The following is a 20,763-nucleotide window of genomic DNA, read 5'->3' as shown; positions in this document are numbered from 1 at the left end:
GAAACCGGCATCGATGCGCATGTGGTGCCATTGGCCTTGCGGAGTATTGAATGAAATCGACCGACCATCGCTGGCTGCGTGCATGTGCGGCGCTGATCGTCATGACCCCGTTTGCCGCGCAGGCCGACGGACAGGTCGTCGAGCAGGTCAAGACCTATGCAATCTCGGGAACCACGGCCCCCGAGCTCTACGCCTCGATCGGCGAGCGCGGCCCGAAGGCCGGCATCGGCCGCGCCATCGCGCACACCAATTTCAAGCTCACCTGGCAACGCAGCTACGTGCCGCAAGGCGACGCCTGCACGCTGGTCTCGGCCAAGCCCAGGCTGATCATCACCTACACCTTGCCCAAGCCGGCCGGACGCTTGCCGGACGGGCTGAAGCAGCGCTGGGATGTCTTTTACGAAGGCGTCCGCCGCCACGAACTGGTGCACGGCCAGATGATCAAGGACATGGTGGCGACCATCGAGCGAGCCACGATCGGCCTCTCGGTGCCCGGCGACCCCGGCTGCAGGAAGATCAGGCAGGAGATCATCAAGCCTCTTTCGGAGGCGTCTCTGGCGCAGCGCCAGCAGAGCAGCGACTTCGACCGCGTCGAGCTCAACGATGGCGGCAACGTCCATCGCCTTATCCTGTCCTTCGTCAACGGGCAGTAGTGCTGCCGGCCATCGTACTCGGGGTCTGCCTGACGCAAGGGGATTCTTAACCACAGCTTGTGGTTGCGCTGGAAGTTAACCTTGCTTTTGCGGCCAAATGGCACCGTTGCCTTGACGCGAGGTGCAACCATGACCGGCAGGTACACCAACAATATCCAGGCAGCGATCCTCTATGAGGGCGGCGACGCAATTTATCCGTCGCTGCATCTCAACGCCTTTCGTGCGGCGACGCTCAACAACCAGCTGCCGCTGAAGGTCGTCCAGGAGGACCGTCATTTCGTCCTGATGATGGGGCCGGGCGAGTTCCGGATCCTGGTCACCTATTTTCCGCGGCCCGCCGATGCGGCGGTCTTTGCCCCGACGCTCGGCTCTGCGGTCACGACCCTTCTGATGCCGGATGCCAGGGAGCGCGTGCGCCGGCACACCGCGCATGTCCTTGTCGAGGTCCACCATGGCGTCATGGGCGGCGTCACCGACAACGCTGAAGTTGCGGGCTTCTTCAGCCAGATCGGCATGCAGCGCCCCGGTGCGACGCTGCGCGAGTTCAACATGCGCGTCGAAATCCTCGGCGAAGTCTGCCGCCACCTTCTCAAGGTCCAGCCTGCCAGCGCCATCCACTGGACCCAGAACAACATGCTCATCGCCGGAGAGCAGTTCACGGCGTTTCTGGACCAGCCGCAGCCCAGCATGCTGACCGTTCATCCCAAGCTTTTCGCCGGCGAGCCCGTGCCGGGCTTCAACGAGACGCCAGCCGGTCTGCTGACCCTGGGCGGTGCCGATTATATCGGCCGCGAAGTCTATGTCGCGCCGGCGCCCATTCCTTGGATCGATCTCTATGATGCCGCACTGGCTTTCATGCGCGTTGCCATTTTGCCCAATGGCTACATCGTCCCCGACGACGAGACCTTCGGTCCGGAAAACGGCGACTATTCCTATCGTGTCAGGCATCTGTCTGCCGAGCAGCACCCGATCGGCATGCGTGAGCCCAGCTACGCGCTGACCCTGCGCTTCTCCCGGCAGCACAGTTACACCACGATGGAACACGAGACGCGCACGCTGATATCAGGCGGCATGCGCAGCGTCGCCGCCGCTCTCGAACCGGACAGGGCCAAGCGGCGCGAACTGATCGCCGATTGGGAGCAGAAGGAGCGTACGGCCAAATCAGTGGGCAACAGCCTGCAGCTTTACCGCAAGGGCGAGGGCGGCTCGGACGAGCCGTCGCCCGCATCGCCGCCGCGCTTCGGCGGCGGCTTTGTCAGGCGCACCGCCGTTTTCGGCCGCAAGCATTAGCCTGCGGCCGACCGGTCCCGGACCTACTGGAATGCCGTCTCGGCGAAACTGCGCAGCTTGCGCGAATGCAGCCGCTCATTGGGCATTTCGGCCAGCTTCTCCATCGCGCGTATGCCGATGGTCAGATGTTGCGCCACCTGCCGCTTATAGAACTCCGTCGCCATTCCCGGCAGCTTGAGCTCGCCATGCAGCGGCTTGTCGGAAACACACAGCAAGGTGCCGTAAGGCACGCGGAAACGGAAGCCGTTGGCGGCGATCGTTGCCGATTCCATGTCGAGGGCAATGGCGCGCGATTGCGACAGCCGCTGCACCGGCCCGCGCTGGTCGCGCAGTTCCCAGTTGCGGTTGTCGATGGTGGCGACGGTTCCCGTCCGCATGATACGCTTGAGATCGTAGCCGGACAGGCCGGTTACTTCCGCGACCGCCTCCTGCAGCGCCACCTGCACCTCGGCCAGCGGCGGGATCGGGATCCACACCGGCAGGTCGTCGTCGAGCACATGGTCCTCGCGGACATAGGCATGCGCCAGCACATAGTCGCCCAGCGCCTGGGTGTTGCGCAGGCCGGCGCAGTGGCCGAGCATCAGCCAGGCATGGGGCCTGAGCACGGCGATGTGGTCGGTGATGGTCTTGGCGTTGGAGGGACCGACGCCGATATTGACCATGGTGATGCCGGCATGGCCAGCCTTCTTCAGGTGGTAGGCCGGCATCTGCGGCAGCCGCGCGGCGGGGGTGCCTTCCGACGGTGCAGACTCGCCTGCTTTGGTCACCACGCCACCCGGCTCGACGAATTCCGTATAGCCGCCGCCGCCCTTGGCCATCAGGTCCCGGGCCAAAACGACGAACTCGTCGATGTAGAACTGGTAGTTGGTAAACAGCACGAAGTTCTGGAAATGATGCGGCGTCGTCGCCGTGTAATGCGCCAGCCGGTGCAGCGAATAGTCGATGCGCTGGGCAGTGAACACGGCCAGCGGCCTCGATTCGCCGGGCATGATCTCGAACGTGCCGTTGGCGATATGATCGTCGGTGCCGTCGAGATCAGGTACGTCGAACAGGTCGCGGATCGGCCGCTGGATGCGGTCGGCGGCGGCACCGTCGACATGGGTGCCCTCAAGGAAGGCAAAATGCAACGGGATCGGTGTCGTCGATTCCGAAACCGTCACCGGGCCGCCATGGTTGCGCATGATCAGCTTGAGCTGTTCGGTGAGGTAGCTCTTGAACAGGTCCGGCCGGGTGATCGTCGTCGAGAAATGTCCCGGCGTCGGCATGTGGCCATAGGCCTGGCGCGAGTCGACCTGCGAATAGGATGTCGTGGTGACACCGACTTCGGGATAGCAGGCGCGGAACCTTACATTGGTGTCGGCGCCGGCTGCGAGCGAGGCGAAGGCATCGCGCAGGAAGGCGGTGTTGCGCTCGTAAAGCGCCAGCAAGGCAGCGACCGCCTCGTCAGCATCAGTAAAGCTCTGCCGTGGAAACGGCAGCGGTGAAGAGATCGATTCGATAAGTTGAGGATAGATTCGCTTTTCCATGACCTATTATAGAGATCAATTATGACGGCTGCGAGAGGTGTCGCGGCACGCCCTTTCAAATCTCTCAGGTGCGCTGCAGGCTGACCAGGAGGACGAAGCCGACGCCGCTCTTGCGGGCGGCAGGTGCTTCGATGGTGCTGCCATTGTCGGCGCGAAGCTGCGGAACGGCCAGCACCGGAGCGGCAAGGACCATCAGGATCATGGCGGCGCGCGGCAGGAGCCGGAGCGTCTTGATGATCTGGGTTGCGGTGCGGGTCATTGGCGTTGCTTCTTTCTGGATTTGCGTTTGGTGGTTACTTCGGTGTGCAGGTCATTCCGTTTTCGATGGCACAAGGCACGAGGCTGTCGATTTCCCAGGATCGCGCCGGACGGCTGGTCTCTGCCACCAGCGTTGCGAACATGATCCCGAACAAGGCACTCAGCAGACAGACGATGGTGAACCGGCGAGCGAGCATTGGTGTCTTTCCCCTTCGATGGATCGGACTATGCCAAGCTGCGACTGAACGGGTTCTGAGACCTCCGTTCATCTTCGGTTCAAATTTATTGACGGGCCTTAATGTGTCTGCAGGGTTGTGTTTCGCCCCGCTGCGCATATCTCCAGAGCATTGCTCACCAACGGAGACTGCGGAATGACCAGTCAGACATTGCCGATCGAACTCTATTACTGGCCCACGCCCAATGGCTGGAAGATTTCGATCATGCTGGAGGAACTCGGCGTTCCCTACACGGTCAAATACATCAACATCGGCAAGGGTGAGCAGTTCGAGCCGTCATTTCTCAAGATCGCGCCCAACAACCGCATGCCGGCGATCATCGATCCGGAAGGGCCGACATCAGACGGCAAGTGGGGCGGCGCCCCGATCTCGATCTTCGAATCCGGTGCGATCCTGCAGTATCTCGGCCGCAAGTTCGGCAAGCTTTATCCGGCCGACGAGCGCGGCCGCGCCGAGGTCGATCAATGGCTGTTCTGGCAGGTTGGCGGGCTGGGGCCGATGGCCGGCCAGGCGCATCACTTCCGGCAATACGCGCCGGAGAAGATCACCTATGGCATCGACCGCTACACCAATGAGGTCAACCGGCTCTATGGCGTGATGAACAAACGCCTCGCCGATCGCGAGTTCCTGGCGGGCGACTATTCGATCGCCGACATCGCCTCGCTTGGCTGGGTCAAGCCCTACAAGAACCAGGGCCAGGATCTCGAGGACTTCCCGCATCTCAAGCGCTGGTTCGACACGCTGCTGGCCCGCCCGGCCGTCGCCCGTGGCCTGGCTGTCGGCGAGGACCACCGCCGTAACCTCGCCGACGACAAGGAAGCGCAGAAGGTGCTGTTCGGCCAGCGCGCCAGGGCCTGACCGAGCAAACAGCGCACAAACGAATAGGGGAGGCAGCGCCTGCCGGCACTGCCTCCCCTTGATCTCACTATTGGCTATTCGCTTTCCGTCCTTACAGCTTCTTCCAGTTCTGCGTCTTGCAGATCAGGCCGCCGAGTACGCAGCCGCTCATCTTGAGCGTCGAGCCGGCGACCGAAGCCTTGCCGGTATAGGTCTTGTCATTGGCCGGATCGGTGATCTTGCCGGCATAGGTGCCGCCATTGGCATTGAACGTGCCGATCTTCTTGCCGGCGTGCTTGCCGTCCTTCAGCGTGATGCAGAAACCGCCGCCGCAAGGCGTGATCGCGGCAGTCGATCCGGCTTCCGTCTTCCAGTTGCCTTCGATCGGGTCGGCATAGGCAGCACCCGCCATCATCAGGGTGGCCGCGATGGCCAGGCTCATCTTGCGAAGCATTGAAGTCCTCCCGGTTGAAATGTTGCCGACAGGCACTCTCCCTGCCTGACGTTTACGCAAACGTAAGCGTAATGCAGCCGTCGGCAAAACGAAAGTGGTGCCGCAGGGGAAGTTCTGAGCCTTTTTAAGACCCCCAGATCGCGTCGCTTGGACGACAAAGTTCATCATTGGCTGCGGATCAATGTGTCGCGTGGTTATCAAAGACTTATCCCGCAACTGCAGAATTTTCATCGCATTTTCTTGAAATTCCAGCCGGCGCAAGGACTCCTATCCTTAACGAATCCCGAGCTTTACCCTTTGTTTTCAGTTTGTTTTCTTCGAGTTAAGCACGCCATTTAACGGCGGATTCAAGGCTCCCCGGCATTCTCGGAAGCATCGAAAGGGCAGCTCCGGAACACCAGCGGGCCGGCTCTCAGGAGACAGGCAGGGGATAAGAAAATGGCACGTTTCGAAATCTTTGACGCTGGCTTCGGCGCGATGGGAACCACCGCTCAGGCCGACATTCTTCTCGAACTCGGCATGATGTATGCGACCGGCCGCGACTGCGAGGTCGACGTGGTTGCCGCCCACAAATGGTTCAACATCGCCGCAATCAAGGGCTCGGCCCGCGCCGCGGCCCTGCGCTCGGAGCTCTCCGGCACGATGTCCAAGCTCGACATCGTCAAGGCGCTCCGCGAAGCCCGCGAATGGATGACGATGCACTGAGTGCATGACCCCCGAAAATCGGCTTGGATTTTCGGAAAGCATCATGCGCCACCCCAAGAACTGCTTCCGGGGGGAAGACCGAGGTCGCCTGAATGGCGGTTTCCAATAACAACAACGCGACGGTTTGAAGGACAGGCCAGGCGCGACGGGGACATGACCTCCAGCATGTCCGGGACAAGCTAGACCGAGTTAGACAGGGCAGGCGGATGTCCGACGGGCCGAAGATGCTCGCGGCACTCTCCACGACAAAAGCCGCGACCGATCACCATAAGATCGGCGCGGCTTTTTCGTTGTTGTTGAAGCATGCTATCGTTGCCTGGCAAAATCAGAAAATTGGGGGTGGCATGCGCAGGTCTTTGCTTGGCAGTTCAACTACGCTCATTCTCTTGCTTGCAGCCGACATGTCCCGGGCGCAGGACTACTATGGCAAGTTCGTCGATCTTCCCATCGCATTGGAAAATCGGACCGATGCGTCGCCCAAGCCGTTCAGGATCACCAAGGCGCTCAATTTCAACGATCCGAATGGCCTTCTGTGGAGCGTGCCGGCAGGAAGCTACACCGATGGCGCGACCATTCCCTGGCTGTTCGAGCTGATCGTCGGCGACAACTATGACGGCCCGTATTTCCCGGCATCGATTGTCCATGACTATTTCTGCTGTGTGCAGACGCGCACCGCGCACGACACGCACCGCAATTTCTACTACGCGATGCTGGCCAATGGCACGCCCTCCTGGCAGGCGTGGCTCATGTACTCGGCCGTCAGGCTCGGTGGTCCCGACTGGACGCTGACCCAGCAGTCCCTGGCAAATGACGGCACCAATTGCTTCGACGAGATCGGTTCCCTGTTGACGCCGCCGCGCGGGGCGGGCGCAAGTACCGCCGCCGCGCCGAGCGCGGAAACGTCATCCCCGTCTCGCAAGTTCGACATCTTCATCAAGTCCGCCGCGCTGGCGCAGGATCAGCGCGACACATTCCTCGTCAGCAAGCTGATGGCGGTTGCCAAGACGCTGCAGGATACGGATGGCAAGGTCATCGACCTGACGGCGACCGGTGAAATCCCGGCGACCTTCGAAGGCGTCGAGCAGCTCAAGGCCATGGTGGACGGGGCAACGACATTTGCCGGCTACAGCCCGACCGAAGCACGCGCCAATTTCACCGACTTCGGACTGTTGGTGCCGATTGAAGGCAGTTCCGAGCAGGTCGTGGCCAGCGTCAAGGCGGAGGGTGGCCTGGTCAGGACGGGAGGTGGCTGGAGCGCCGTCGAGCTCAGCAATATAGGCATTGCCCAGGCGACGCTGCCGAAGATGCTGCCGGACAGCTATCTGGTCGAGGCCGCCCGGACCAACGGTCTCAAGGGCACCGGGATCGAGTGGACGGCGACAAAATCGGTGGCCGAGCGCGCCCAATGGAACAAGATCATCGAAGCCGACCGGAGCTATCAGAACTGGCTGACGTCACCGAACGTGCTGCCGCAGGGCGGCTGACGCCCGACATCGGCATTGTCGGCGCCTGCTGATTGTGCCTGTACATCTGCCTGCCAACACAGGCACAATCACTCGCCGTCAATGCGCCAAGACAAGTCCCGGTTGCGATGACAGCTTTCGGCCATTGCAGGCGTGACGCGATCCGGGAAATGCCGGAGCGTCCCAGGGAGGGGTAACAATGCATCTGAAACGTAGATTTGGCGCAGCTCTTGTCGGCCTGTCGCTCAGCGCCGGCGCTGCTTATGCGCAGGACATCGGCATTGCCGTGGCTGGCCCGATGACCGGCCAGCTCGCCAATATCGGCGACCAGTTCAAGCAGGGCGCCGAAGCTGCCGTCAAGGCGATCAATGAAAAGGGTGGCGTTTTGGGCCGCCAGCTCAAGCTCTCGATCGAAGACGACGTCTGCGATCCCAAGCAGGCCGTTTCGGTCGCCAACCGCATCGTTGCCAACGGCATCAAGTTCATCGACGGCCATGCCTGCTCGGGCTCGAGCATCCCGGCATCCGCGGTCTATGCGGAAGCCGGCGCGCTGATGATGTCGCCGGCATCCTCCAATCCGGTGCTGACCGACGATGCTGCCAAGAAGGGCTGGCCGACGATCATGCGTCTTTACACGCGAGACGACGCCCAGGGTGCCTTCATCGGCCCGTGGATCGCCGAGACGTACAAGGGCAAGAACGTCGTCGTGCTGCACGACAAGAGCGCCTATGGCCAGGGCGTGGCCGACGCCGTCAAGGCGACGATGAATGCCGGCGGCCTGAACGAAGTTCTCTACGAAGGCATCAATGCCGGCGAGAAGGACTATTCGGCGCTGGTCACCAAGCTGAAGGAGCTCAAGGCTGACGTCGTCTATTTCGGCGGCTACCACCCGGAAGCCGGCCTCATCCTGCGCCAGTCGGCCGAGCAGAACTTCAAGTATCAGCTGATCATGCCGGACTCGATCGCTTCGCCCGAGTTCTGGCAGATTGCCGGCCCGGCCGGTGAAGGCACGCTGTTCGTGTTCCCGTCGGACCCGCAGGCCAAGCCCGAGGCCAAGGAAGCTGTCGAGAAGATCAAGGCCGGCGGTTTCGTGCCGGAAGGCTTCACGCTGTTCTCCTACGCCACCATCCAGGCTTTCGCGCAGGGCATCGAGCGTGCCGGTACGGATGACCCGATGAAGGTCGCCGAGGCGCTCAAGGACGGCAAGCCGATCAGCACCGTCGTCGGCGATGTCGTCTTCGACGAGAAGGGCGATCTCAAGAACGCCAGCTACGACATCAACCAGTGGCACGACGGCAAATACGCGCCGATCAAGCAGTAAGCCTCACAGATGCATTCAATGGCCGGGCACGTCCCGGCCATTGTGGCAGTAAGCCACAGAGATGCATTCAATGGCCGGGCACGTCCCGGCCATTGTCGTTTTCACGAGCTTGGCGCAAAATGAGATTTTCGCACGTGGACGCTGAAATCAGGCCGTTCTGGCCGGCGCAAGCCGTGTGCGTCGCATTCAGGAGGAACCGACCATGAGCCTTCGCATCAATGACACTGCCCCCGATTTCCAGGCCGACACGACGGAAGGCGCGATCAGCTTCCACGACTGGATCGGTGACGGCTATGCGGTACTGTTTTCGCACCCCAAGGATTTCACCCCCGTCTGCACTACCGAACTCGGCTACATGGCCGGGCTCAAGGCCGACTTCGCCAAGCGCAATGCCAAGATAATTGGCATTTCGGTCGATCCGGTCGAGAACCATCACAAATGGAAGGCCGACATCGAAACGCTCTCCGGTAACAAGGTCGACTATCCGATGATCGGCGACCCGACGCTGGCCATCGCCAAGCTTTTCGACATGCTGCCGGCCACCGCCGGCGACAGCTCGGAAGGCCGCACCCCGGCAGACAATGCCACCGTGCGTTCGGTGTTCGTCATCGGCCCCGACAAGAAGGTCAAGCTGACGCTGACCTATCCGATGTCGACCGGCCGCAACTTCGACGAGATCCTGCGCGCGCTGGATTCGATCCAGCTGACCGCCAAGTACCAGGTGGCAACACCTGTGCAGTGGAAGCAGGGCGACGACGTCATTGTCACCGCCGCCGTCTCCGACGAGGACGCGATCAAGCGCTTCGGCTCGTTCGAGCGCGTTCTGCCCTATCTCAGGAAGACCAAGCAGCCGACCGCCGGCTGACCCGGCATGGCTGTCGCACGCAAAAGGGCCGCGCCGTCTGGCGCGGCTTTTTCGTTTCAGCTCATGCCGACATAACGGCCGGGGCGATGGTTGATGGCGATGATCAGGTTGAGCACCGCAGCCCCCAGGACCGAAAGTGCGACCTTGTCGAGCTCGAGATAAAACAGCGACACCACGAGAATGACCAGGTCGACCGCCAACTGGAAATAGCCGGCGCGGATGCCGTGATTGTCCTGCAGGTACAAGGCCAGGATGTTGAAGCCGCCGAGGCCGGCGCGATGGCGGAACAGCACCAGAAGGCCCATGCCCATCAGGCCGCCGCCCGCTATCGCCGCATAGAGCGGGTTAAGGTGGCCGATGCCGATCCAGTCGGGCATCAGGCGCGACAGCAGCGAAATCAGCGCCACGGCAGCAAAGGTGCGCAGCGCGAACGGCCAGCCCATGCGCTTCACGGCGAGATAATAGAACGGCAGGTTGATGACGAAGAAGATGGCGCCGAAGCCGTAGCCGGTGGCGTATTGCACAAGCAGCGCCAGTCCGGCCGAACTGCCTGTGATCAGCCCGGCATTGGTGTAGAGAACCAGCCCGAGCGCCACCATCATGGTACCGGTGAGCAGTGCCAGCACGTCCTCGTACTGGCGATGCGGTAGGGCATCACTGTTGCTGATATTGGTCACTGCGCGTGCCTGTCCATGTTTGCTGCATCGCAGCAATATGGCACCAGCCCGAAATCCGATACAGATTTTCGGGCTGGTCTGTCATGCGCAAACAGCAAGGCTCGCGTAAGAGCAATTCCAGGAAAACTGTGCGGCAGCTTTCCCAGGAATTTCGCAAAAACAAGAAGATAGAGCGCTTCCGTAATTCGAAGAAAAGCCGAGACGCTCTACTCCTCGAAGCGTACGAGCACCGTTCCGTCGGTCACCTGCGAGCCCTCGACGGCGATCTCGCTAATCACCCCGTCATGGGTGGCGGTGATGGTGTGCTCCATCTTCATCGCCTCGAGCACCAAAAGCGGCTGGCCCTTGGCCACCTTGTCGGCCTTGGCGGCGCGAACGAGCTTGACCAGGCCCGGCATCGGCGCGCGCATGCTCGACGTGCCTTCGCCGATCTCGGCCGCCCGGGCGAAAGGATCGCTGATGGCAAAGTCGACAGAGCGGCCGTTTTCGAACACCGTGACATGGCCGGGCCACGCCGCGACCGTCGCACCCGCATCGCTCGCGCCCGCAGCCAGCACGAAGGCCTCGCCGCCCTCCGGCCTGACCTGGAAACGCCCGTCCGGTCGCGCCGTGATGTGGGCGACGATGTCGGCGCCGCCGGATGACAGCGCTGCCCGCCGTGCCAGCGGGTTGAAGTGGGCATAGCCGGTCAGGCCAGACCACGGATCATCAGAGGCAGCAGATGCCGCAGCGCCCGTGGCAGCCAGTGCGGCAAGCGCCACGGCCCGGCTGCTTGGCGGCGCGGTGGCCGTCAGCTCGTCCTGCTTGCGCCCGATGAGACCGGTGTCGACATCGCCAGAGGCGAAGTCGGGGTCACGGGCAAGGGCGGCCAGGAACGCCGCATTGGTCGTCGACCCCGCCACTTCGGTGCGGGTGACTGCGTCGGCCAGTGCCTCGAGGGCTGTGGCGCGATCAGGCCCATGCGTCACCACCTTGGCGATCATCGGGTCGTAGAACGGCGAGATCGCATCGCCCTGGCGCACGCCGGTTTCAACGCGGATTTCGGTGCCCGGTAAAGCTTCACTGGGGAAGCTGAGATGATGCAGCGTGCCGATCGCCGGCAGGAAGCCCTTGGCGGGATCCTCGGCATAGAGCCGTGCCTCGAAGGCATGGCCGGACAGCGTGATCTCATCCTGCGCCAGCGGTATGTGCTCGCCGGAAGCGACCCGAAGCTGCCATTCGACGAGGTCGACGCCCGATATCATCTCGGTCACCGGATGCTCGACCTGCAGCCGCGTGTTCATTTCCATGAACCAGAAGCGATCCGGCTTCAGCCCGTCCGAGGCATCGACGATGAACTCGATCGTGCCGGCGCCGGAATATTTGATCGCCTTGGCGGCCTTCACCGCGGCGTCGGTCATCGCCGCGCGCAGTTCGGCCGTCATGCCGGGGGCAGGGGCTTCTTCGATCACCTTCTGGTGGCGGCGCTGCGCCGAGCAGTCGCGCTCGAACAGGTGCACGGCATTGCCAAAATTGTCGCCGAACACCTGCACTTCGATATGGCGCGGCTTGTCGACATATTTTTCGACCAGCACGCGGTCGTCACCGAAGGCGGCCTTGGCCTCGCGCCGCGCGCCGGACAGCGCATCGGCGAAATCGTCAGAATGGTCGACGCGGCGCATGCCCTTGCCGCCGCCGCCGGCCCGCGCCTTGATCAGCACGGGATAGCCGATCTCGCGCGCCTTGCTGGCGAGGATGACGATCTCCTGCGCCTCGCCGTGATAGCCTGGAACGACCGGCACGCCTGCCTTTTCCATCAGCCTCTTGGCCGCGTCCTTGAGCCCCATGGCGCGGATCGAATCTGCCGAAGGCCCGATGAAGACGAGGCCTGCCCGCGTCACCTGATCGACGAAGCCGGGGTTTTCGGACAGAAAGCCGTAGCCGGGATGGATCGCCTCGGCGCCCGTCGCCTTGGCGGCGGCAATGATGACGTCGCCGCGCAGATAGCTTTCGGCGACAGGCGAGCCACCGATATGCACGGCTTCGTCGGCCATCGCGACATGCAGCGCGCGCGCATCGGCGTCCGAATAGACGGCGACCGTCTTCACGCCCATCTTGCGGGCGGTGCGGATGACGCGGCAGGCGATCTCGCCGCGATTGGCGATGAGGATTTTTGAGAACATTCTTTGATCTCCCATCACATCCTGAACACGCCGAACTTGGTGTCAGATATCGGCGCATTGAGCGCTGCCGACAGGCTGAGCGCCAACACCTCGCGGGTCCTGGCGGGATCGATGATGCCGTCGTCCCACAGCCTGGCCGACGAGTAGAGCGGGTGCCCCTCGCGCTCGTATTTCTCAAGGATCGGCGCGCGGAACTCGGCCTCTTCTTCCTTGCTCCAGTTGCCGCCCTTGCGCTCGATGCCTTCGCGCTTGACCATGGCAAGCACTGTTGCCGCCTGCTCGCCGCCCATGACGGAAATGCGCGCATTCGGCCACATCCACAGGAAGCGTGGCGAGTAGGCGCGGCCGCACATGCCGTAATTGCCGGCGCCGAACGAGCCGCCGATGATGATGGTGACCTTTGGCACCTGTGCGGTCGCCACCGCCGTCACCAGCTTGGCGCCGTCCTTGGCGATGCCGCCGGCTTCGTATTTCGCCCCCACCATGAAACCGGTGATGTTCTGCAGGAACACCAGCGGGATCTTGCGCTGGCAGCACAGCTCGATGAAATGCGCGCCCTTCAGCGCGCTCTCCGAAAACAGCACGCCATTATTGGCGATGATGCCGACCGGCATGCCGTGGACATGGGCAAAGCCCGTCACCAGCGTCGTGCCGTAGTTCTGCTTGAACTCGTCGAATTCGGAGCCGTCGACGACGCGCGCGATCACCTCGCGCACATCGTAAGGCTGGCGCAGGTCGGCCGGGATGACGCCATAAACCTCTTCCGGCGCATGAACAGGCGGAATCGATTTCTTCAGGACGATCCCGATGTCCTTCTTCCGATTCAGGTTTTTGACGATGCGCCGGACGATCGCCAAAGCGTGTTCGTCGTCGACGGCATAGTGGTCGGCGACACCCGAGACCCGCGTATGCAGGTCGGCGCCGCCCAACTCCTCGGCGCTCACATCCTCGCCTGTCGCCGCCTTTACCAGCGGCGGGCCGGCGAGAAAGATGGTCGCCTGGTTGCGCACCATGACGGTCTCGTCGGACATCGCCGGCACATAGGCACCGCCCGCCGTGCATGAACCCATGACGCAGGCGATCTGCGGAATGCCCGCCGCCGACATGTTGGCCTGGTTGAAGAAGATACGGCCGAAATGATCGCGGTCGGGAAAGACCTCGTCCTGGTTGGGCAGGTTGGCGCCGCCGGAATCGACGAGATAGATGCAGGGCAGATTGTTCTGCAGCGCGATCTCCTGCGCCCTGAGATGCTTCTTCACCGTCAGCGGATAATAGGTGCCGCCCTTCACCGTGGCGTCATTGACCACGACCATCACCTCGGTGCCCTCGACGCGGCCGATGCCGGCGATCACGCCGGCGGAGGCGATGTCGCCGCCATAGAGGCCGAAGGCGGCGAACTGGCCGACCTCGAGGAAGGGCGAGCCGGCGTCGAGCAGTTGCGCCAGCCTTTCACGCGGCAACAGCTTGCCGCGCGACATATGCCGCTTGCGCGCATCCTCCGAACCGCCGCGCTCCACCGTCGCAGCCTTCTCGCTGATGTCGGCCACCAGCGTTCGCAGACGCGCGGCATTTGCCTTGAAGCTTTCGGAGGAGGGGGAGAGCTGGGAATGAAGCGTCGGCATTTTTCCTCTTGGAGTGATACCCATGCGCTGCCGCGCCCAAAGGCGCGAAGCAGTCATGGTGGGTGGCGAATCTAACGCACTAGCCTCGTAATTTCGGCGAAGTCCAGCATCGTCTGGCTCTAACGTATGACCTCAATCCTGCAGCCGACGTCCAGGTCGGCCCAATTCCTGTCGGCACGCAGCCTGCCGACCGACCTCGCATGTTCATGGTCGAACGGCATCACGTCGAGATTGAGTCCGTGGCCCCTGATGCAACCTTGCCACACGTCACCATCCCCGACATTCCCAAACGTCAACATCGCTTGCATCCTGCAATTCTCGCGACTATGTAGCCCGCCCATTCAACCCAAGGAGGTCTGTCATGTCAGCGCGATCGAAATCGACACATTCCGTGCCGGTTGTCGCTTCGCGCCCGGCTGACAGGTTCTCGATGAGGTTGAACGGCTATGGCACGTTCCAGAATAAGGCGCCGGCACGAGGCCGAGCGCGAACGCATTGCTGCTTATGAAGCGACGCTGAGGCAGGTCGTCCGACCGCTTCGCCAACCGCCTGATTTCAAGAGGGCGCTGGACGAGGTGCTCTCCGGCTTTGGCGACGCCATCCGCCACCGCGACGCCTGGCGTCCCCAGCTCAAGACGCGTGACCCGGGACGGTTGCGTCTGGCTGCCGCGCGCCATCTCTTTGCGGTCTACCCGGTGGCCGCGCATCTCGAGCAAATCTGGCTCGATGGCAGCGGGCTCGATGCCGATGAGATCAGGCTGTGCAAACGCTGGTATGTCGCAGCAGCCGGCGGCCAGTCGCTGTACAAACTGGGCGCCGCCGAATGGCTGACCCGAAAGGAGGTCCATTGCTTCCTCAACCCGCCGGCGGTGCTCGACTTCTGCGAGACCTTCTGGCTGGCGATCGCACGCACCTATGCCGACGATCTCGGAGTCGCCCAGCGCATCGCCCGGTCGAAGATCTCGCGCACGCCGAGAGGCGAGCTTGCCTTCTGGCGGGAGGCGGCGCGCTTCTTTGCTGTCCACCCGCTGCCGATCGAAGAGATCGACGACCTCTGCGATTATCTGGCGGCGCGTCTTGAGCGCGACCGGCAATACAGCCTGCGCGGGCGCACGCTGGCGTCGCTGGAACGTCAGATGCGAGACTGGCACCGCGACATCGCCATGGTGGCCCGTATCAGGGCTGCCCAACGGCAGGCCGAGATCCGGCGAGGCGGCGGCAAGGACGAGGGCGGCTGGGCCGGCTCGCCGCTCGCCAACTGGTCCTGGCGTCCAAGCGACAGCAAGGCCAGCACGCGTGGCGAGGAGTTCGCGGTGCTGCAGATCACCAAGGCGGACGAGCTGGTTGCCGAAAGCCGCGCCATGCATCACTGCGTCTGGACCTACGCGGCAAAGTGCATCGCCGGCCAGGCTTCGATCTGGTCGTTGCGGCGGACGGGCGGCGGCAGGGCGGATCGCATGCTGACGATCGAGCTCGATCCGCGAAACCGCGCGGTCCAGATCCGCGGCTTCGGCAACCGGACGGCAAGGCAGGACGAGTTGCAGGTCCTCGGCCGCTGGGCCAAGGCGAGGGGGGTGAGCCTGGTCGAGCATTGAAGACCGGCCCTGCGCGTGATTGGCGCGCAGGGTCATTCTGCCATGATCTCGCGGCCGATCAGCCAGCGCCTGATCTCGCTGGTGCCGGCGCCGATCTCGTAGAGTTTGGCGTCGCGGAGCAGCCGACCGGTGGGATAGTCGTTGATGTAGCCATTGCCGCCGAGCAGTTGCAGCGCATCGAGCGCCATCAGCGTCGCCTTCTCCGCAGCAAACAGCACGCAGCCGGCGGCGTCCTTGCGGGTCGTCTGGCCGCGATCGCAGGCGGCGGCCACGGCATAGACATAGGCGCGTGCGGCATTCATCGTCGAATACATGTCGGCAAGCTTGCCTTGCACCAGCTGGAATTCGCCGATCGGCTGGCCGAACTGCTTGCGGTCGTGCACGTAAGGCACGGCGACGTCCATGCACGCCGCCATGATGCCGATCGGTCCGCCGGCCAGCACCACGCGCTCATAGTCGAGGCCGGACATCAGCACTTCGACGCCGCGGCCTTCCTCGTGCAGTACGTTCTCGAACGGCACCTCGACATTCTCGAACACCAGCTCGCCGGTGTTCGAGCCGCGCATGCCGAGCTTGTCGAGCTTCTGCGCCACCGAAAAGCCCTTCATCGTCTTCTCGATGATGAAGGCGGTGATGCCGCGCGATTTGCGGTCGGGATCGGTCTTGGCATAGACCACCAGCGTGTCGGCGTCGGGCCCGTTGGTGATCCACATCTTGGAGCCGTTGAGCACATAGACGTCGTTGCGCTTCTCGGCCCTGAGGCGCAGCGACACGACGTCCGAGCCGGAGCCGCTTTCTGACATGGCGAGCGCGCCGACATGTTCGCCCGAGCACAGCTTGGGCAGGTATCTTGCCTTCTGCTCCGGCGTTCCCCAACGCTTGATCTGGTTGACGCACAGGTTCGAATGCGCGCCATAGGACAGGCCGACCGAGGCCGAGGCGCGCGAGATTTCCTCAACCGCCACGACATGGGCGACATAGCCCATTTCCGAGCCGCCATATTCGCCCTCGGCAGTGATGCCGAGCAGGCCGAGCGCGCCGAGCTCCTGCCAGAGATGGGCTGGAAACTCGTTGCTGCGGTCGATGTCGGCGGCGATCGGCGCGATGCGCTCCTGGGCGAAGCGCCTGACCATCTCGCGCAGGCTGTCTATGTCCTCACCGAGCCCGAAGTTCAGCGTCTTGTCGTACATGGCGGTCCTCCGCATTGGTCCTGGCGCCGGTCAGGCGCATCGTCATGGCAAGGTAGGTCGCGGTCACTTCGTCGACCGACAGTCTCTCATCGGGACGAAACCAGACGATGACGCCCGTGATCATCTGGATGATCGCCATCGCGGTCAGGCCGGTGTCGTCGATATCAAGCAGGCCCGCATCCGCGCCGTCGCGCAGGATGGTCCTGAGCTCCTTCTCGTAGGCCGTGCGGAGCTTGAGGATGCTGGTCAGATTATCGCGCGAAAGGCTGCGCAACTCCATGTTGGAGACATGGGTGGCGTGCCGGCGCTCGACATGGAAACGGATGTGGTTGACGACAAAGCTGGTCAGCCGCGCCAACGGATCGTCATTGGCAGGGCGTGCCTGCTCCCAAGCGCCAAGCAGCGCCTCCATGTGTTCGCGCATCAGCGTATGGAGCAGGTCTTCCTTGGTCGGAAAATAGCGATAGAGCGCAGCAGCCTGCACGCCGACTTCGGCCGCCAGCTGGCGCATCGTCACCGCCTCGAAGCCGTGGCGCGCGATCAGCTGTACAGCTGCCTCGCGGATCGCCGCTTCCGTCCTGCCGCCGTCCGAACCCGCAGTTCGCGCCATCCAGCCATTCCTCCCGAATAGCGAATTAATAAAACGAACGTTTAATTAATTCAAGTGGCGCGAAATGCGATCTGTGGATGACGGCCGCGTCAGTCGCTGCGGAAGGCGCGGCTGGCCTGGTCGGTCAAGGGCTTGAACAGATAGGAAAGCACCGTGCGGTCGGTGGTCTTGAGGAACACCTCGGCCGGCATGCCCGGCTTGAGTTCCGGCGAGCCGGCCTGTTCGAGGCTCTTGGCAGACAGGGTTATGCGCACCCCATAATAGGACAGCCCGGCCTTCTGGTCCTCGATCATGTCGGGTGAAACCCGGTCGACCGTGCCTTCCACCTCCGGCGTCGTCTGCTGGTTGAAGGCGGAAAGCCTCAGCGTGGCCGGCTGGCCGATCCGCACCTGGTCGATGTCCTGCGGCGCGACGCGCGCCTCGACCACCAGCGCATCCGCCGTCGGCACGATCTGCATGATCGCTTCGCCCGGCGTGACCACGCCGCCGACGGTATGGATCGCCAGCTGGTGGACGCGGCCGGCCTGCGGCGCGCGGATGTCGATCTGCTTCAGCGACTGCTCGGCGGCGACCTGCCGCTCCCTGAGCTCGCCGGCCTTGGCGTCGATCTCGCGCAGTTCGCCCGCCACCTGGCTGCGCATGTCCTGGTCGATCTGGATGATGGCAAGCTCGGTCTCGCTGATGCGGCCGCGCGTCTGCGCTGCGGACGCCGTCAGCTGGCCGTCCTCGCCGTCGAGCTGTGCCTGCGCCCGCTGGCGATCCGCCAGCCGGGAGATCGGCACCAGCTTCTTTTTCCACAGCTCTTCCATGCCCGCGAGCTCGACCTTGATCAGCGCGATCTCCTGCTTCTTGCTGTTCTGCTGGGCTTCGATGCCGGAAATTTCCTGGCGGAACTGGGCAATGCGCTCGCGCAATTGCGACACCTGCCCATCGCGTGCCTGCCGCCGGAGCGCAAAGAGCTTGTTCTCTCCCTCGATCAGTTGCGCGATCTCGGGATTGGACGCGCGCGCCGTCAGTTCCTCGGGATAGGCGATCGCATCGACACCATCGCGCTCGGCCATCAGCCGTGCGCGCCGCGCCAACAGTTCGTCCAGGCCATTGTCGACGATGGCGAGATTGGCCTTGGCGACGGTGTCGTCCAGCCGCACCAGCACCTCGCCGGCCGAAACCACGCTGCCATTGTGCACGTTCAGCGCGCCGACAACGCCGCCCTGCGGATGCTGGACCGCCTTGACGTTCGAATCGACAACGAGGTGACCGGCCGCGACCACCGCACCCGACAGGCTGCTTGTCGCCGCCCAAAGGCCGAGGCCGCCGACCAGCGCCAGCGCGGCGATGCCGCCCAGCCTGACATTGCGCCTGATGGCCTTGCGCAACCGCTGCTGTTGTGGGGAGGCGCCTGCGTCCAGCATGGCGCCCTTGTCGAGCAGCGCGAGCACGTGCGACCTCGCGGAGGTCGCAAGTTCTCTGGCAGCCTTGAGCCGGTCTGTGGAAAAATGGTTCGTCACCAGCGTCATGGTCAGCCCGCCGTTCCCACCGCATGCAGCGGCACCGGCACCGGTTGCAGTGCCTGCCGTGCGATATCGCTCTTCAGGCCGAAGGCCTGCTGCTTGCCGCCGCCGAGCACCAGCAGGTGATCGAGTGCAGCGAGCGCGCTCGGCCGGTGCGCCACCACGATCACGATGCCGCCGCGCGCCTTGATGCGCTCGATGGCCTGCGTCAACGCCAGGTCGCCAGATGCGTCGAGATTGGAATTGGGCTCGTCGAGCACCACCAGGAACGGGTCGCGGTAGAGCGCACGCGCCAGCGCCACGCGCTGGCGTTGGCCGGCGGAGAGGGCAGCGCCGCTTTCGCCGATCTCGGTCTGGTAGCCCTCGGGCAGGCGCAGGATCATGTCGTGCACGCCCGCCGCCTTCGCCGCCGCGATGATCGTCTCGGAGGCCGCCTTGTCTTCAAAGCGCGAAATGTTCTGGCCGACGGTCCCGGCAAACAGTTCCACGTCCTGCGGCAGGTAGCCGACATGGCGGCCGAGCGCCTGCGCCGGCCACTGCTCGAGCGCCGCACCATCGAGCCGCACCTTGCCGCGCATCAGCGGCCAGACGCCGACGAGCGCGCGCGCCAGCGAGGATTTTCCGGAGCCGCTGGGGCCGATGACGCCCATGCCGGATCCCGCCCGGAGCGAGAATTCGACGTCCTGCAGCACAAATCGCCGGTCGCCCGGCGCCACCACGCTGATGCTCTCGACGGCGAGCTCGTCGACCGGAGCCGGCAGCTCCATGCCGCTTTCGGACGCCGGCATCGCCGCGAACAATGTGTCGAGCCTGTGCCAGCTCTGGCGCGCATTGAGAAAGCCTTTCCAGTGCGCGATGGCGAGTTCGATCGGCGCCAGCGCGCGCGACGTCAGGATCGAGCTGGCGATGATGATGCCGGGCGTCGCCTGCTGGTAGATGACGAGATAGGCGCCGAGCGCCAGCACCATCGATTGCAGCATCATGCGCAGGATGCGCGATACCGCGCCGAAGCCGCTGGTCAGGTCGCTGGCGCGTTCCTGCGCCTCGCGGAAATCGCCATTCGCCTGGGCCCAGCGCTGCGCCAACCGGTCGCCCATGCCCATCGCGGCCAGCACCTCGGCATTGCGGGCGCCTGTTTGTGCGATGGCGCTGCGCCTCGTGCTGAAGCCGGACATCGCCTTGGTCGGCCCGCGCACCAGGCGGTCGGTCAGGACGGTGAGCGCGACAAGAAGCAGCGCGCCGGCGAGTGCCGCAACGCCGATCCAGGGATGGAAGAGAAAACAGATGCCGACATAGAGCGGCATCCATGGCAGGTCGAACAGCGCGGCCGGTCCGGCGCCTGATAGAAAGCCGCTGACCTGGTCGAGGTCACGCATTGCCTGCAGGCCTTCGCCGCGGTCGCGCGTGCGCAACGGCAGCCTGACGATGCAGTTGAACACGCGGCCGCTGATGATTTCGTCGATGCCGGCGCCGATCCGCGTCAGCACGCGTGCCCTGATGGCTTCGAGCACGCCCTGGAAGGCATAGAGCACGGCGACCAGGATGATCAGCGCCACGAGCGTCGGCACGCTGCGGCTTGGCAGCACGCGGTCATAGACCTGCAGCATGAACAGCGAGCCCGACAGCATCAGGATGTTGATCAGGCCGCTGAAGCCGGCAACGGCGATGAAAGCGCCCCGGAACGAGCCCAGCGCATCGCGCAGCTCCGAGCGGTTGGTACGGCCTGGATCATTTGCAAGCGGATAAGTCAGGACTTTCCCCCAATGGCAGCCATTTGGCTGCGTTGTG

The 20,763-nt window shown here is 63.6% G+C and carries 18 protein-coding genes; 8 read left to right on the top strand and 10 right to left on the bottom strand.

Annotated elements, in window-relative coordinates; genetic code table 11:
• Positions 1–50 precede the first annotated feature (50 nt).
• Together DY201_RS21435 and DY201_RS21430 are read left to right on the top strand one after the other, a co-directional pair.
• Positions 51–653 (top strand): DUF922 domain-containing Zn-dependent protease, encoded by a 603-nt coding sequence (locus tag DY201_RS21435; RefSeq protein ID WP_115732964.1) that lies wholly within the window; start codon positions 51–53, stop codon positions 651–653.
• Positions 654–782: 129 nt separating this feature from the next.
• The gene (locus DY201_RS21430; protein ID WP_115732963.1) at positions 783–1,943 is read left to right on the top strand and encodes a hypothetical protein; all 1,161 of its coding nucleotides are present in this window, start codon (positions 783–785) and stop codon (positions 1,941–1,943) included.
• Between the two features lie 23 nt (positions 1,944–1,966).
• Here the strand turns inward: DY201_RS21430 and DY201_RS21425 are convergent, their stop codons facing one another.
• Positions 1,967–3,469: an AMP nucleosidase gene (locus DY201_RS21425; protein ID WP_115732962.1), complete on the bottom strand. Its 1,503-nt coding sequence runs from the start codon at positions 3,467–3,469 to the stop codon at positions 1,967–1,969.
• 64 nt (positions 3,470–3,533) lie between these two features.
• Positions 3,534–3,728: a hypothetical protein gene (locus DY201_RS21420; RefSeq protein ID WP_115732961.1), complete on the bottom strand. Its 195-nt coding sequence runs from the start codon at positions 3,726–3,728 to the stop codon at positions 3,534–3,536.
• Positions 3,729–4,098: 370 nt separating this feature from the next.
• Here DY201_RS21420 and DY201_RS21415 point away from each other — a divergent pair, with 370 nt between their 5' ends.
• The gene (locus tag DY201_RS21415; protein ID WP_115732960.1) at positions 4,099–4,821 is read left to right on the top strand and encodes a glutathione S-transferase family protein; all 723 of its coding nucleotides are present in this window, start codon (positions 4,099–4,101) and stop codon (positions 4,819–4,821) included.
• Between the two features lie 91 nt (positions 4,822–4,912).
• Here DY201_RS21415 and DY201_RS21410 read toward each other — a convergent pair whose 3' ends face one another.
• On the bottom strand, positions 4,913–5,254 hold the full coding sequence (locus DY201_RS21410; RefSeq protein ID WP_067964273.1) for a DUF2147 domain-containing protein: 342 nt from the start codon (positions 5,252–5,254) through the stop codon (positions 4,913–4,915).
• Positions 5,255–5,692: 438 nt separating this feature from the next.
• Here DY201_RS21410 and DY201_RS21405 point away from each other — a divergent pair, with 438 nt between their 5' ends.
• The 4 genes from DY201_RS21405 to DY201_RS21390 all read left to right on the top strand — a co-directional run bounded on the left by DY201_RS21405 (position 5,693) and on the right by DY201_RS21390 (position 9,608).
• On the top strand, positions 5,693–5,959 hold the full coding sequence (locus DY201_RS21405; protein ID WP_067964272.1) for an SEL1-like repeat protein: 267 nt from the start codon (positions 5,693–5,695) through the stop codon (positions 5,957–5,959).
• Between the two features lie 401 nt (positions 5,960–6,360).
• Positions 6,361–7,443, top strand: a complete 1,083-nt coding sequence (locus DY201_RS21400) for a DUF1353 domain-containing protein (RefSeq protein ID WP_172582942.1) — start codon at positions 6,361–6,363, stop codon at positions 7,441–7,443.
• Positions 7,444–7,621: 178 nt separating this feature from the next.
• Positions 7,622–8,743, top strand: a complete 1,122-nt coding sequence (locus DY201_RS21395) for an ABC transporter substrate-binding protein (RefSeq protein ID WP_115732958.1) — start codon at positions 7,622–7,624, stop codon at positions 8,741–8,743.
• 202 nt (positions 8,744–8,945) lie between these two features.
• Positions 8,946–9,608 (top strand): peroxiredoxin, encoded by a 663-nt coding sequence (locus DY201_RS21390; RefSeq protein WP_115732957.1) that lies wholly within the window; start codon positions 8,946–8,948, stop codon positions 9,606–9,608.
• 56 nt (positions 9,609–9,664) lie between these two features.
• Here the strand turns inward: DY201_RS21390 and DY201_RS21385 are convergent, their stop codons facing one another.
• The 3 genes from DY201_RS21385 to DY201_RS21375 form a co-directional block, all read right to left on the bottom strand.
• The gene (locus DY201_RS21385) at positions 9,665–10,285 is read right to left on the bottom strand and encodes a YitT family protein (RefSeq protein WP_115732956.1); all 621 of its coding nucleotides are present in this window, start codon (positions 10,283–10,285) and stop codon (positions 9,665–9,667) included.
• 206 nt (positions 10,286–10,491) lie between these two features.
• Positions 10,492–12,447, bottom strand: coding sequence for an acetyl-CoA carboxylase biotin carboxylase subunit (locus DY201_RS21380; protein ID WP_115732955.1), 1,956 nt, complete (start codon positions 12,445–12,447; stop codon positions 10,492–10,494).
• Positions 12,448–12,461: 14 nt separating this feature from the next.
• On the bottom strand, positions 12,462–14,069 hold the full coding sequence (locus DY201_RS21375; protein ID WP_115732954.1) for a carboxyl transferase domain-containing protein: 1,608 nt from the start codon (positions 14,067–14,069) through the stop codon (positions 12,462–12,464).
• Between the two features lie 446 nt (positions 14,070–14,515).
• Between DY201_RS21375 and DY201_RS21365 the strand changes: the two genes are divergently transcribed.
• Entirely contained in the window at positions 14,516–15,664 is a 1,149-nt protein-coding gene (locus DY201_RS21365; protein WP_115732952.1) for a PcfJ domain-containing protein, read from the top strand.
• Between the two features lie 32 nt (positions 15,665–15,696).
• On the opposite strand, the gene DY201_RS21360 is transcribed toward DY201_RS21365, so the two are convergent.
• The 4 genes from DY201_RS21360 to DY201_RS21345 all read right to left on the bottom strand — a co-directional run bounded on the left by DY201_RS21360 (position 15,697) and on the right by DY201_RS21345 (position 20,726).
• The gene (locus tag DY201_RS21360; protein ID WP_115732951.1) at positions 15,697–16,854 is read right to left on the bottom strand and encodes an isovaleryl-CoA dehydrogenase; all 1,158 of its coding nucleotides are present in this window, start codon (positions 16,852–16,854) and stop codon (positions 15,697–15,699) included.
• Positions 16,820–17,464 carry a TetR/AcrR family transcriptional regulator gene (locus tag DY201_RS21355; protein WP_115732950.1) on the bottom strand — a complete coding sequence of 215 codons (645 nt, stop codon included), beginning with the start codon at positions 17,462–17,464 and terminating at the stop codon, positions 16,820–16,822. Before DY201_RS21355 ends, DY201_RS21360 begins: the two co-directional genes overlap by 35 nt.
• Before the next feature lie 89 nt (positions 17,465–17,553).
• Entirely contained in the window at positions 17,554–18,981 is a 1,428-nt protein-coding gene (locus DY201_RS21350) for an HlyD family type I secretion periplasmic adaptor subunit (protein WP_115732949.1), read from the bottom strand.
• Between the two features lie 2 nt (positions 18,982–18,983).
• Positions 18,984–20,726 (bottom strand): type I secretion system permease/ATPase, encoded by a 1,743-nt coding sequence (locus DY201_RS21345; protein ID WP_115733915.1) that lies wholly within the window; start codon positions 20,724–20,726, stop codon positions 18,984–18,986.
• Positions 20,727–20,763: the final 37 nt, after the last annotated feature.

Source organism: Aminobacter aminovorans (assembly GCF_900445235.1).
GTDB classification, from domain to species: domain Bacteria; phylum Pseudomonadota; class Alphaproteobacteria; order Rhizobiales; family Rhizobiaceae; genus Aminobacter; species Aminobacter aminovorans.
The sequence above is the reverse complement of the archived record's forward strand: the minus strand, read 5'-3'. Positions and strand labels throughout refer to the sequence as shown.

What these genes read in the sequence shown, in the direction of transcription:
- DY201_RS21355 (WP_115732950.1), bottom strand. Translation starts at nt 17,464, where the DNA reads ATGGCGCGAACTGCGGGTTCGGACGGCGGCAGGACGGAAGCGGCGATC.
- DY201_RS21420 (WP_115732961.1), bottom strand. Translation starts at nt 3,728, where the DNA reads ATGACCCGCACCGCAACCCAGATCATCAAGACGCTCCGGCTCCTGCCG.
- DY201_RS21375 (WP_115732954.1), bottom strand. Translation starts at nt 14,069, where the DNA reads ATGCCGACGCTTCATTCCCAGCTCTCCCCCTCCTCCGAAAGCTTCAAG.
- DY201_RS21405 (WP_067964272.1), top strand. Translation starts at nt 5,693, where the DNA reads ATGGCACGTTTCGAAATCTTTGACGCTGGCTTCGGCGCGATGGGAACC.
- DY201_RS21395 (WP_115732958.1), top strand. Translation starts at nt 7,622, where the DNA reads ATGCATCTGAAACGTAGATTTGGCGCAGCTCTTGTCGGCCTGTCGCTC.
- DY201_RS21350 (WP_115732949.1), bottom strand. Translation starts at nt 18,981, where the DNA reads ATGACGCTGGTGACGAACCATTTTTCCACAGACCGGCTCAAGGCTGCC.
- DY201_RS21400 (WP_172582942.1), top strand. Translation starts at nt 6,361, where the DNA reads ATGTCCCGGGCGCAGGACTACTATGGCAAGTTCGTCGATCTTCCCATC.
- DY201_RS21430 (WP_115732963.1), top strand. Translation starts at nt 783, where the DNA reads ATGACCGGCAGGTACACCAACAATATCCAGGCAGCGATCCTCTATGAG.
- DY201_RS21435 (WP_115732964.1), top strand. Translation starts at nt 51, where the DNA reads ATGAAATCGACCGACCATCGCTGGCTGCGTGCATGTGCGGCGCTGATC.
- DY201_RS21425 (WP_115732962.1), bottom strand. Translation starts at nt 3,469, where the DNA reads ATGGAAAAGCGAATCTATCCTCAACTTATCGAATCGATCTCTTCACCG.
- DY201_RS21410 (WP_067964273.1), bottom strand. Translation starts at nt 5,254, where the DNA reads ATGCTTCGCAAGATGAGCCTGGCCATCGCGGCCACCCTGATGATGGCG.
- DY201_RS21415 (WP_115732960.1), top strand. Translation starts at nt 4,099, where the DNA reads ATGACCAGTCAGACATTGCCGATCGAACTCTATTACTGGCCCACGCCC.
- DY201_RS21360 (WP_115732951.1), bottom strand. Translation starts at nt 16,854, where the DNA reads ATGTACGACAAGACGCTGAACTTCGGGCTCGGTGAGGACATAGACAGC.
- DY201_RS21365 (WP_115732952.1), top strand. Translation starts at nt 14,516, where the DNA reads ATGGCACGTTCCAGAATAAGGCGCCGGCACGAGGCCGAGCGCGAACGC.
- DY201_RS21390 (WP_115732957.1), top strand. Translation starts at nt 8,946, where the DNA reads ATGAGCCTTCGCATCAATGACACTGCCCCCGATTTCCAGGCCGACACG.
- DY201_RS21380 (WP_115732955.1), bottom strand. Translation starts at nt 12,447, where the DNA reads ATGTTCTCAAAAATCCTCATCGCCAATCGCGGCGAGATCGCCTGCCGC.